The sequence below is a fragment of the Terriglobia bacterium genome (assembly GCA_032252755.1).
GTDB lineage: Bacteria > Acidobacteriota > Terriglobia > Terriglobales > Acidobacteriaceae > JAVUPY01.
Genome location: JAVUPY010000047.1, coordinates 1 through 11830, shown reverse-complemented (window position 1 = coordinate 11830; position 11830 = coordinate 1). Strand labels below are relative to the sequence as shown.

Below are 11830 nucleotides of genomic sequence, written 5' to 3'. Positions count from 1 at the left end.
TACTATTCGGAACGGTTTTCGTCACACTGTCCTTCGCTGCGGTCCGGCAACGCCCGGCATTAAAATGAAGCCAATGAAGCGCTCCGGCATCGCCGATCTCCCGCTGCACGGCGGTTGTGTGCCCCGCTGGCTTGCCGAGCGCATGACAACCCTGGGCACGGCGATCGTCGAGGCCGTCCTCTATCACTACGGCTCGTCTGAACTGCTCTCGCGACTGAGTGACCCGTTCTGGTTCCAGGCACTCGGGTCCGTGATGGGGATGGACTGGCATTCGTCCGGAATCACCACCTCCGTGGTGGGCGCGTTGAAGCGCGGTGTCGCCGATCGAGCCGACGAACTTGGAATTTATATTTGCGGCGGCCGGGGTAAACAATCACGTAAGACGCCCGACGAGCTTCGCAGGGTTGCGGGGATCACTGGAGCCGATGCTGAGACGCTCGTGCGAACCAGCCGTCTCACAGCGCGCGTCGACAATAACGCCGTGGCCGATGGATTCCAGCTTTACCTCCACTCCTTCATTCTCGCCAGCAATGGTGAATGGGCGGTGGTGCAACAAGGCATGAACGACGAGACGGGAATGGCGCGGCGCTATCACTGGCACTCAGCGAACGTGCGAGACTTCGTCTCGGAACCGCACACGGGAATCGTCGGCGAAAACCTCGGCGAAATTATGAATCTGGTCGACCGCGAGGCGGGACCGGCACAGAGGGCGATCCTGGAAACAACACGCGAAAATCCCGATAAGGCCTTGGGGGAGATTCGGCGTCTTGTCATGCCGTCACATCACGATGTACCGCTGGAGAACGTCGATCTGAAGCGCCTTGGGTCCGTTCTCGCACTGGCTTATGAGCGCGACCTGCGGGATTTTGCGTCGTTGCTGTTGCTTGAGACACTAGGCCCACGAACGCTGCAATCGCTGGCGCTGGTCGCCGAAGTCGTCCATGGAACTCCGACGCGATTCCAGGATCCCGCGCGGTTCAGCTTCGGACACGGTGGCAAGGACGGCCATCCCTTCCCCGTTCCATTGAAGACGTACGACGAGTCAATCTCAGTGCTGCGGCGTTCCCTGAATGCGGCAAAGGTCGGCGACCCCGAAAAGCTTAACGCATTTAAACGGCTGGACCGGTTCAGCCGTGCAATCGAGGAAATCCTCGATCCAAAAGCGGATTTCAGCAAAGCAATCGCACACGAACAGTCAATTTCGAAATCGGTTGGCGGGAGGACGGTTTTCGATGATGGCCGGAAGGGCACTCGGGCCAGTAAGAATCAAATGAAATTGTTCCAAGGGAAAAGCTAGCCGCGTCGCAATGTTGCACCTTGAATCTTGGACCCTGAAACTGCCTTACGTCGAGTAATCCGCATTGATGTGGACGTACTCGGCGGTTAAATCGCAAGTCAACATCCGCGCCGATCCTCTTCCCTTACCGACCTTCATGCGAATTGGGTACTTTGGCTGGCTCATGCAGGCGTGAGCCGCCGTTTCATCGAACGACATCGCCCCGCCTCCGCGGCACACCTGTTGCTCGCCAATGTAAACATCGAGAGCGTTCGGATCGATAGACACTCCCGATCGCCCTACCGCGGCAAGGATACGGCCCCAATTGGGATCGGCACCCGCCCAGGCGGTTTTCACGAGCATCGAGTGAGCGATGGTTCGCGCGATCTTGTCGGCGGCCTTCGCGTCAGGTGCGCCTTCGACGGTGAGTTCAATGACATGCTTCACACCTTCACCGTCGGCGACGATCTTCGCTGCGAGCCACGCACACACCTGTTGCAGCGCTTTAGCGAATTCCTTGGCAGCGCCGCGCGAAGCGAGTGTCACACCGCTCTGCCCGGAGGCCATCAGCAGCACAGTGTCGTTCGTGGAGGTGTCTCCATCGACACTGATGGCATTGAACGTGGAACCAGAGACTTCTCGCAGAACCTTCTTCAGTTGCGCCGGTGACGCTTCGATATCGGTGAACAGGTAGACGAGCATGGTCGCCAGGTTCGGATGGATCATTCCGGAACCTTTGGCGACTCCCAACAGACTCACTGATTTCGTCCCGACTTTGAACTGTACCGATGCGATCTTCTCGACCTTGTCGGTGGTCATGATCGCGCGCGCGAACGCGTGAACGGCGTCCGCGTCGGTCCGCTTCCCTTCGAAAAGGTTTGGCAGTGCGCCTATCAATTTCTCGGCCGGGAGAGGGACGCCAATGATTCCGGTTGATGAAGGGACGATGAATTCCTCGCGAACCTGCATCAAATGAGCAGCCTTGCGGCAGACGTTTTTGGCGGCAACAAAGCCCATGGGTCCAGTCGCACAGTTTGCATTACCGGCGTTCACGACGACTGCCCGCATACGTCCCCGCGTCTGTTTCAGGTTCTGTTTTCCGATCGTGACCGGAGCGGCGCAGACGAGATTCTTTGTAAACATCGCGGCCGCATTGGCGCCGAGCGGCGCTCCCGCCATTGCAAAGTCCAAACCTCCGCTCGCCTTGATTCCGGCCTTTACAGCCGAAAATACAAAGCCCTGCGGAACATGCAATTCATTCACTGAATGTTCTCCAGGTAATTAGCCCTGCCAATATTCCCCGGTGCGAGTATAGCGAACTTGGGCAGCTCGCCGCGATACATCGCGACCTCGTCACAGTTATTGATCCGCGGACAGTTGAGACAATCCTTGTAAAGCTTGTCTGGGATCGCTTCACGTTCGGCGGATTTGAATCCGAACGGCGCAAAGAAGTCCGGGATACGCGTAAACAGGCACACGCAGGTCACGTTCTGCTGTTTGGCTTCTGCCAGCAGTGCGTTGATAATCGCGCTTCCGGCTCCGTGGCCCTCGAAATCCTTCGATACCGTGATGGAACGAATCTCCGCAAGGTGCAGCCCGTAGAGATGCAATGCGCCGCAACCGACGACTTGTCCTTCGTGTTCGAGCACGTGAAAGTCGCGGATGTTCTCGCAGATTTCGGCGAGCGCGCGAGGCAGCAGCGTGCCATCGGTGCTGTACGAGCCAATCAATGTCTCGATCGCAACCGCATCGGAGAGTTTGGCTTTACGCGCACGCATGGATGGCCCCCAACTTCATCGCGACACGCTCTTTCGCCGCAGCAAGAGCTTGCTTCACATGCTCAGGCGCCGTTCCTCCCGGCACGTCATGACACGCGAGCACCGCCGCCAATTGCAGGGCATCATAAAACCCGGCATCGGCGCGTATTCCGCAGTTTTGCAATTCGTCCGCGCTCAAATCCTGTAACTCGCAATTTCTTTCGACACACAACCGCACCGCTGAACCAATCTGCTCATGCGCGCTGCGGAACGGTACTCCCTGCCGGACGAGGTAACCCGCCGCAGCCATGGCATTCATGAACCCCGTACTTGCGGCCGCTTGCATCTTCTGGAGGTTGAGTTCGACCGTCGTCATGAATCCGACGGCGACCTTCAACATCGCTGATGATTGCTGAGCCGCCGCGAACACCGGTTGCTGCGTCTCCTGCATGTCCTTGTTATAGGCAAGCGGCAGACCCTTCATCGTGATGAGCAACTGCGTCGCGTTCGCGATCAGCGCCGCCGACTTCCCGCGGATCAACTCGAGTGAATCCGGATTCTTCTTTTGCGGCATCGCGCTACTGCCAGTTGCGTACTGCTCCGGAAGGGTGACGAAGCCATACTCCGTGGTCGAGAACAGCGCCAGTTCCTCGGCCCAGCGGCTCAAGTGCACTCCCAGCGTCGTGACAGCCTGCACGAACTCAATGCAGAAATCGCGATCGCTGGTCGCGTCGAGGCTGTTCTTCGTTGGCGCGTCAAACCCGAGTTCGCGTGCGATAGCATCGCGATCGAGCGGCAGGATCGTGCCGGCGATCGCGCCCGAACCCAAAGGGCACTGGTTCACGCGCGCGCGGCAGTCCGTCAGGCGGTCGAAGTCGCGGAACGCCATCTCGGCATATGCAAGCAGCCAATGCGCAACCAGGACGGGCTCCGCCCTCTGCAGATGCGTATACGACGGCATCGCCGACGAGCCGGCCTTTTCCGCTTGCCCGATCAATGCGGAGATGAATCGGCCCAGCAATTGCGCGTTTTCATCAATTGCGTCGCGGATGTACAGCCGGAGGTCGGTCGCGATCTGTTCGTTGCGGCTGCGGCCGGTGTGAAGCTTGCGTCCCGTTTCGCCGATGAGCGCAATCAAGCGCTTTTCGACGAAGTGGTGCACATCCTCCACCTCGGGATCGTCCTGTGCGGGAATCCCTTCGGCGAGGATGCGCTCCAGTCCGCTGAGTATGTTCGAGAGTTCTGCGTCAGACAACACACCGGCATTTTTCAGCGCGCGTGCGTGCGCCTTGCTCGCCGCAATCTCCTGCGGAAGCAGCCGCTGGTCGAACGGAAACGACCGCTGCCAGCTCTCGAACTCCGGATCTAGCCCCCCGGCGAATCGGCCCGACCACATCTTCATTACTGCAATGCCTCCGCTGTCTTCTTTGCATTCAGCAGCGCACGCGAGCGGGCCGGCAACGCCAGCAGCCGGATGAATCCTTCCGCGTGCTTCTGGTCGTAACTTTCGCCCATCGTAAAGCTGGCGACATCCATGCGATATAACGAGTTTGGTGACTTGCGGCCGGCGATCTCGATGTTGCCCTTGTAGAGAGCGAGCGTCACCGAACCGGTGACGACTTGCTGCGTGCTCGCAACAAATGCGTCGATGGCTTCGCGCAGAGGCGTGAACCACAGCCCGAAGTACACCAGTTCGCCCCACTTCAGCGCCATCTCCTGCTTGAAGTGCATTGTGTCGCGGTCGAGGCACAGCGCTTCGAGTTCGCGATGCGCGGCCAGCAGAAGCGTCCCGCCCGGTGTTTCGTAGCAACCGCGAGACTTCATGCCGACGAAGCGGTTCTCGACGAGATCGATGCGGCCAATGGCGTTGCGGGCACCGATTTCGTTGAGCAACTCGACGAGAGCGACCGGTTCCAACTCCATTCCTCCGATGGACACCGGCACGCCATTCTCGAACCCAATTTCGACCTGCTCAACCTTGTCGGGCGCGTCTTTCGGAGACATCGTCCACTGCCAAGTCGTCTCAAGAGGCGCGTTGTTGGGATCTTCGAGTTCCCCACCCTCGTGGCTAACGTGCAGCAGGTTGCGGTCGCGACTGTGGATTTTCTCGCGGCTCTGGGCCACGGGAATTCCGTGCGCCTCGGCGTAATCGAGGCAGTCCTCGCGCGACTTGAGTTCCCACTCGCGCCACGGCGCAATGATCTTCAACTCGGGCGCCAGTGCCTGGAACGCGTGCTCGAAGCGCACCTGGTCGTTGCCCTTGCCGGTGCAGCCGTGCGCAACGGCCGTCGCGCCCTCCTGCAGCGCGACTTCGACCTGATACTTCGCGATCAGCGGGCGCGCAAGCGAGGTTCCGAGCAGGTACTTGTGCTCGTAGACGGCGCCTGTGCGGATCGCCGAGAAAACGTAATCTGTCAGGAACTCTTCGCGGAGGTCCTTCACGATCACCTTCGAGGCGCCGGTCTTGTACGCTTTCTCAACGACGGCCTCGATGTCGTCCCCCTGGCCGACGTCGGCGACAAAGGCGATGACGTCATAGTCATAGTGTTCCTTCAGCCATGGAATGATGATCGACGTGTCGAGACCACCCGAGTACGCAAGCACAACTTTTTCAGACAATGGAGTTCCTCCGCTGGGCACGGCTCGCGCCGCCCATCAACATCACTAGAATCGCTTTCTGGATATGCAACCGGTTCTCGGCCTCGTCAAAGACGATCGACCGCGCCGAATCGATGACGGACGCCGCAACCTCGTCGCCGCGGTGCGCTGGAAGACAGTGCATGAAGAGCGCGTGCTTGGAGGCATGCGCCATCAGTTCGTCGTTCACCTGGTAGGCTGCAAACGTCTTCTTGCGCTCGGAAGCCTCGGCCTCCTGACCCATGCTCGCCCAAACGTCTGTGTAAACGACATCTGCGGCGGTAACGGCAGCGACGGGATCGTTGACAATGTGAATCTTTGCGCCAGTCTTCACGGCGAGTTTCTTGGCGGCTGCGACGATGCCGGAGTTCGGCTCGAAGCCCTTGGGGGTTCCGACAGAAATCTTTGCGCCTACGGCGGCCGCCGCGAGAAGCAGCGAATGCGCGACGTTGTTGCCGTCACCGACGTAGGCAATCTTCGCGCCCTTGAGTTCGCCGAACTTCTCGCGAACGGTCAGGGTGTCGGCCAGCGCCTGGCAGGGATGCTCGAAGTCGCTCAGCGCATTGATGACCGGGATCGCCGCATACTCCGCCATCTTCGCAACAGTTTCGTGTGCGAAGGTTCGAAGCACGATGCCATCGATCCAGCGTTCCAGGTTATGCGCGATGTCGCTCAGGGGTTCGCGGTCGCCAAGACGAGAACCGGTCTGGTCGACAAAAAACGAAACGCCGCCCAGGCTGTTCATCGCCGACTCGAAGGTCAGGCGCGTGCGCAATGAGGGCTTTTCGAAAAACAGAACGAGCTGTTTTCCGGCGAGCATACCTCGGAAATCCGCAGGCGAGTGCTTCATCGCCGTCGCGAGGTCAAGTAGGCCGGTGATTTCTTCCGGCGTCAGGTCCTGGATCGAGACCAGGTCGCGCTTCGTGCCCACCGGCGTTGCAATCGCCGCGAGCGGATTGGTCAGGGCTGTTGTCACTGCTGTTCTCTCCTCACCGGCGCAGCCTTTCTGCTGTTCGCCTGCAAGACTTCGTCCAACTTTGAAATCACTTCATCGACGTGCTCGCGCTCGATGATGTAGGGCGGCAGGAATCGCAGCACCGTATCGTGCGTGCGATTGATGATTACGCCGCGCTCCAGCATCTGCTTCATCACGGCCTTCGCTATGTCAGCCGACTTCAAATTCGCTGCATTCATCAACCCCATGCCGCGAACTTCCTTGATGATCTTGTGCTTCTTCTTCAATTCGCCCAGTCGCTCGCGGAAGTACACTCCGAGTTCCGCGATGTGCTCCAGCATCCCGGGGCGGGAGAGGACTTCGAGGAACTTATCCGCTGTTGCGCATGCAAGCGGGCCGCCACCGAACGTTGTACCGTGCATACCAGGATGAAATGCCTCTGCGACTTTGTTCGTGGTCAGGACGGCACCGAGCGGCAATCCGCCGGCGAGTGGCTTCGCAACCGTCACGATGTCCGGCGTGACACCGTAGTCCTGGTACGCGAAGTAGCGACCCGTGCGACCGCAGCCGCACTGGATCTCATCGAGGATCAGCAGCGCGCCGCTGTTCGAAGTCAATTCACGCGCGGCTGCAAGAAATTCCGGCGAGACTGGGACGATTCCGCCTTCGCCTTGTACAGTCTCCAGGCCGATGGCAACCACTGTATCGTTGAACTTCTTCTTCAGGTCCTCGATCTTGTTGAACTTGACGAAGCTCACGCCCGGCAGCAACGGCGTGTACGGATCGCGATACTTCTTCTGACCGGTCGTCGAGAGCGCGCCGTAGGTGCGGCCATGGAAGGAGTTCTCCATCACCAGGAACTTCGCCTTCGGCTTCTTTTCTTTTGGCGCGACCTGCTTTCCATAAGCGCGCGCCAGCTTCAGCGCAGTCTCCCATGCTTCGGTTCCGCTGTTGCAGAAGAACACGCGGTCCATGCGGGACATTGCGGTGAGCTTCTCCGCGACGCGCGACTGGTAATGGTGATAAAAGAGGTTTGACGTGTGAAGCAGCTTCCCGGCCTGCTCTTCGATGGTTTGTCGAATCTCCGGATGCGCGTGGCCCAAAGCGTTCACGCCGATTCCGGTGAGAAAGTCGAGATAGCGTTTGCCTTCGCTGTCGTAGAGGTAGACACCCTCGCCGCGCTCCAGCAACACGGGGAGGCGGTCGTACGTCTGCACCAGCAACGATTTTTCTTTTTCGGCGGTCTCCTGCTGCGCCGAATGCAACACGGCTGAACTCACTGAAGCACCTCGGTCCCAAATTCAATCGACTGGCTGAAGAATCCCGGCAGAACTTCAACGTTTGCAGCCGGCATGATGCGCACGCGATTCACGCCGCGCTGCAGCGCCAGCGTGCAGGCCTCCAGCTTCGGAATCATCCCGCCGCTGATCGTGGACTGCTGAACCATCCCGCCGATCTCGCCGAGATGGAGCCACTTCACCACCATGCCGTCGACGCCCTTCACTCCGGGAACATCGGTCAGGAAGACGAGGGCGTTTGCCTTGCAGGCGACGGCGACGGCCGAAGCCATGCTGTCGGCGTTCACGTTGTAATACTCGCCATCGGAACCGAGCGCGATGCTGGCGATGACCGGGATCGCGCCGTGTTCCCACAGCGCCTCGAACCACTTCGACTCCACACGGCAGATGTCGCCGACGAACCCGAGATCGACTTCGCCCGTGCGTTTCGACGCGCGCATGCATTGCAGGTCGCCGCCGCAGAGGCCCAGCGTCGGCTGACCGGTGTGGCCGATTGCCGCAACCAACTGTTTGTTCAAGTGGCCGGCAAGGACCATCACCGCCACGTCGCGCGTCTCGGAATCTGTGACGCGCAGGCCATTGATGAATTCTGACTTGCGGCCGAGCTCTTTCAGGGTTCGCGTGAGGGCCGCGCCGCCGCCGTGGACGACTACGACCTTGTGTCCCTGTTTCGCGAGGCTCGCGATGGAGGTTGCAAACTTCTGGACGATTTCCTTATTGTCGAGGGCCGCTCCACCAAGTTTTACGACGACCTTCATTGCAAACCCTCCCCTTCATTCCATCCGAACATCACGTTCATGTTCTGCACAGCCTGGCCAGAGGCGCCCTTCAACAGGTTGTCGAGACAGGAGACGAGGACGACGCGCTTCCCGTCCGGTGCCACCGAGAATCCGATGTCGCAATAGTTCGTATGCAGCGAGAACTTGATCTCCGGCAGCCTGCACGCGCCGAACACCCGTACCCAATGCCGCCCGGCGTAGTACCCACGCAGGCACTGCTCAAGTTCCGCCGAGCTCGCGTTCTTCACCCGGACGTAAATCGTCGAGAGAATTCCGCGCGGAATCGGCAGTAAATGAGGCGTAAGTTGAAGTTGCTCCGAAGTGACTCCGAGTTGCTCGAGAATTTCGCCTGTGTGCCGGTGACCAAATACCGAGTATGCCGAGAGGCTCTCCGCGACTTCTACGAAGTGCGTCTTGGCGGTCGGAGTCTTGCCCGCGCCGGAGACGCCCGATTTCGAATCGCAGATGATGCCGTGGTCGAGATCCACCAACCCGGCCTTTACCCAGGGCGTGAGCGCAAGGATGATGGATGTCGCATAGCAACCGGCGTTCGCGACCAACCCGGCGTTCGCGATCGCATCGCCATGCAACTCAGGAATGCCATAAACGGCAGCTTCGTCGAGTTCCGCTGCCTTGGCGGGATCGGCGTCCCTGAACCCGTATACATTCCGATTTGCCGGATTCTTGAGTCGCCACGCGCCACTGAGGTCGACGACGCGAACACCGCGCGCTGCTGCTTCCGGACCCCACTCGCGTGAGACCTCATGCGGTGTGCACAGGAAAAGAACATCAACCCCGCGCTCCTTGACCGCGCTCCACGAGAAGGCCTCGATCGGAAGCGACCCGTTGCCGTTGCCGGAGAGTTGCGGATAGAACTCGGTCATGTCGGGCGAGTGTCCGTCGCCCTCGCGGCGGAGGAGGATCGGCTTCTTGAGGCGAGGATGGCCGAGCAGTATCCGGGTCAACTCGAATCCGGTGTACCCGGTCGCTCCGACCACTGCGGGCTGTAGCCTGGCGCTCATCATGAATATGCAAAGCGTATGCATATTTATGCATACGCGTGAATAAATATTCGAGCATATGGGACTCTACTGTCAATTAATTTTTTGTAATTTTTTGGCGGGCAGCTCGGCGCTAAAGCCTTGTCCCGCAATGAAGAAGCCGTGACTTTCGTCACGGCTTGGCGTCTCCCACAGCGCTGTTGGTTTGCGAACAGCAGATTACGGAATCAGCAGCGTCTTGCCGGTTGTTTTCCGCCCCTCCAGATCCCGATGCGCCTTCTCGGCCTCCGCCAAAGGGTAGGTCTGCCCGATGCTGATCTTCAACTTTCCACTCGCCACCCAGCCCATGACGTCTGAAGCGCGCCACTCGAGTTCTTCGCGGGTCGCAATGTAGGCCGCCAGCGTCGGCCGGGTCACGTAAAGCGAGCCCTTCTGAGACAGTTTGATCAGGTCGAACGGCGGCACCGCTCCGCTGGCTCCGCCGAACAAGACCATGTACCCACGAGGCCTCAGGACGTTGAGCCCTTTCTCGAACGTCGTCTTGCCGACGCCGTCATAGACGACGTGCACGCCCTTGCCACCGGTCAACCGCTTCGTCTCCGTCTCGAAATCCTGCTGGTCGTAGTTGATGACGTGGTCGGCCCCGAGTCTGCGCACGATATCGCATTTCTCGTCGGTACCCGCCGTGGCGATGACCGTTGTGTCGATCATCTTCGCCATCTGGACCAACAGTTGGCCCACGCCTCCGGCCGCCGCGTGGATCAGGCAAGTCTCGCCGGACTTGAGGGGATAGGTGCTTTTGACGAGGTAGTGCGCCGTCATTCCCTGGAGCATCAGGGCTGCCGCCTGTTCGAAACTCACGCCGTCGGGAATCTTCACCAGGCGGTCGGCTGCTACGGCGGACTTTTCCGCGTAAGCTCCCTGCAGTCCCGTATAGGCCACACGATGACCGGGCTTCACCGTGGTCACATCGCTACCAACTTTCTCCACGATCCCCGCGGCCTCTTGCCCGACGATGAATGGCAGGTTGGAGGGGTAGCGACCTTCCCGGAAGTAGACATCTATGAAGTTCAGCCCGGCGGCTTCAATCCGCACCAGAGCCTCGGTGGCTTTCAGCTGCGGCTCAGGAACATCGTGATATTCGAGGACCTCCGGGCCCCCGGTATGACTTACCTCGACAGCTTTCATTGAAGAATCCTTTCAGGCGATCGATATGACTACGCCATTATCACGTGTAAGTCCATGCGCTTTCGATGAAGCCGCCACATTCGCGGATTCAGTATGGACTGCTATCCGGGGAGGCAGTTGGACGACACGGCTAAAACCGTTATCGGCCTCCTGACATCCAACTTCGCTGTGATCTACTCTTCCCAGGGCACGAGGCGTGATCTCATAGAAGTATCGGTGGGTTACGCGCTCATTCTCATTGCCGTTTGGACGCCTCTGCACGTCGAGCGGATCATCTTCTGGTTGGCGTTTTCCTGGATAGTCTCGACCGTTTTGCTAGCTCGCAACGACCGGGACATGCTCGGACTTGGGCTGTCCGGATTACCCAGTTCGCTGTGGATCCTCGGGATTGCGCTCGCATTCGCCAGCTTAGACCTGCTGATCTCAACCTGGTATAGCGCACTGCATCCTCTCTATGGGCCAGTGCCTGTGGGGCGGCACATGTGGGGCTATATGATCTGGGCACTCATGCAGCAGTTTGTCCTGCAGGATTTCTTCCTGTTGCGGCTGGTTCGGCTTCTGCCGACGCGAACGGCCGCCGTATTCACAGCAGCCGCTCTGTTTGCCACGGCTCACGTTCCCAATCCGCTGCTCACGGTGGCGACCATGTTTTGGGGTGTTGTCGCCTGCCTTTTGTTCCTGAAGTACCGCAACCTCTATGTTCTGGGGATTGTCCATGGCATTCTCGGACTCTGCATCGCCGTGTCCATTCCGAACGCGATTCATCATCACATGCGTGTGGGAATCGGGTACTTGCGATATCACCCGGACCAGGCCGCGCTGAACCGAGCCGATGTCAGCGGACATGTCCGGGGGACGCCAGGAGCGGCGCAGTAGGAGAAGCTGCGACCTCGCGCAGACATAACAAGGCCGGCGCACGCCGCGCCGGCCTCTTCACTC

At 59.5% G+C, this 11830-nt stretch carries 11 protein-coding genes; 2 read left to right on the top strand and 9 right to left on the bottom strand.

All coding sequences use genetic code 11. The features are described 5' to 3' along the window. Positions 1–73 precede the first annotated feature (73 nt). A complete protein-coding gene (locus ROO76_10400) occupies positions 74–1297 on the top strand; it encodes a DUF763 domain-containing protein (GenBank protein MDT8068561.1) in 1224 nt (407 codons plus the stop codon). 45 nt (positions 1298–1342) lie between these two features. On the opposite strand, the gene argJ is transcribed toward ROO76_10400, so the two are convergent. The 9 genes from argJ to ROO76_10355 form a co-directional block, all read right to left on the bottom strand. Then, positions 1343–2539 (bottom strand): bifunctional glutamate N-acetyltransferase/amino-acid acetyltransferase ArgJ, encoded by a 1197-nt coding sequence (gene argJ, locus ROO76_10395; protein ID MDT8068560.1) that lies wholly within the window; start codon positions 2537–2539, stop codon positions 1343–1345. Next, positions 2536–3054 carry an N-acetyltransferase gene (locus ROO76_10390; GenBank protein MDT8068559.1) on the bottom strand — a complete coding sequence of 173 codons (519 nt, stop codon included), beginning with the start codon at positions 3052–3054 and terminating at the stop codon, positions 2536–2538. Before ROO76_10390 ends, argJ begins: the two co-directional genes overlap by 4 nt. Beyond that, positions 3041–4435: an argininosuccinate lyase gene (gene argH / locus ROO76_10385; protein ID MDT8068558.1), complete on the bottom strand. Its 1395-nt coding sequence runs from the start codon at positions 4433–4435 to the stop codon at positions 3041–3043. Before argH ends, ROO76_10390 begins: the two co-directional genes overlap by 14 nt. After that, complete coding sequence (locus tag ROO76_10380) at positions 4435–5652, bottom strand: argininosuccinate synthase (protein MDT8068557.1); 1218 nt, start codon at positions 5650–5652, stop codon at positions 4435–4437. The genes argH and ROO76_10380 overlap by 1 nt, the downstream gene beginning before the upstream one ends. After that, positions 5645–6646 carry an ornithine carbamoyltransferase gene (argF, locus tag ROO76_10375; protein MDT8068556.1) on the bottom strand — a complete coding sequence of 334 codons (1002 nt, stop codon included), beginning with the start codon at positions 6644–6646 and terminating at the stop codon, positions 5645–5647. The genes ROO76_10380 and argF overlap by 8 nt, the downstream gene beginning before the upstream one ends. After that, positions 6643–7905 carry an aspartate aminotransferase family protein gene (locus tag ROO76_10370; protein ID MDT8068555.1) on the bottom strand — a complete coding sequence of 421 codons (1263 nt, stop codon included), beginning with the start codon at positions 7903–7905 and terminating at the stop codon, positions 6643–6645. Before ROO76_10370 ends, argF begins: the two co-directional genes overlap by 4 nt. Further along, positions 7902–8681, bottom strand: a complete 780-nt coding sequence (gene argB, locus ROO76_10365; protein ID MDT8068554.1) for an acetylglutamate kinase — start codon at positions 8679–8681, stop codon at positions 7902–7904. The genes ROO76_10370 and argB overlap by 4 nt, the downstream gene beginning before the upstream one ends. Next, positions 8678–9748 carry an N-acetyl-gamma-glutamyl-phosphate reductase gene (gene argC / locus ROO76_10360; protein ID MDT8068553.1) on the bottom strand — a complete coding sequence of 357 codons (1071 nt, stop codon included), beginning with the start codon at positions 9746–9748 and terminating at the stop codon, positions 8678–8680. The genes argB and argC overlap by 4 nt, the downstream gene beginning before the upstream one ends. Positions 9749–9922: 174 nt before the next feature. Beyond that, entirely contained in the window at positions 9923–10891 is a 969-nt protein-coding gene (locus tag ROO76_10355) for a quinone oxidoreductase (protein MDT8068552.1), read from the bottom strand. 93 nt (positions 10892–10984) lie between these two features. Here ROO76_10355 and ROO76_10350 point away from each other — a divergent pair, with 93 nt between their 5' ends. Beyond that, positions 10985–11767, top strand: a complete 783-nt coding sequence (locus ROO76_10350) for a CPBP family intramembrane glutamate endopeptidase (protein ID MDT8068551.1) — start codon at positions 10985–10987, stop codon at positions 11765–11767. The last annotated feature ends 63 nt before the right edge of the window (positions 11768–11830 follow it).

What these genes read in the sequence shown, in the direction of transcription:
- ROO76_10400 (MDT8068561.1), top strand. Translation starts at nt 74, where the DNA reads ATGAAGCGCTCCGGCATCGCCGATCTCCCGCTGCACGGCGGTTGTGTG.
- ROO76_10355 (MDT8068552.1), bottom strand. Translation starts at nt 10,891, where the DNA reads ATGAAAGCTGTCGAGGTAAGTCATACCGGGGGCCCGGAGGTCCTCGAA.
- argC (MDT8068553.1), bottom strand. Translation starts at nt 9,748, where the DNA reads ATGCATACGCTTTGCATATTCATGATGAGCGCCAGGCTACAGCCCGCA.
- argH (MDT8068558.1), bottom strand. Translation starts at nt 4,435, where the DNA reads ATGAAGATGTGGTCGGGCCGATTCGCCGGGGGGCTAGATCCGGAGTTC.
- ROO76_10390 (MDT8068559.1), bottom strand. Translation starts at nt 3,054, where the DNA reads ATGCGTGCGCGTAAAGCCAAACTCTCCGATGCGGTTGCGATCGAGACA.
- argB (MDT8068554.1), bottom strand. Translation starts at nt 8,681, where the DNA reads ATGAAGGTCGTCGTAAAACTTGGTGGAGCGGCCCTCGACAATAAGGAA.
- ROO76_10350 (MDT8068551.1), top strand. Translation starts at nt 10,985, where the DNA reads ATGGACTGCTATCCGGGGAGGCAGTTGGACGACACGGCTAAAACCGTT.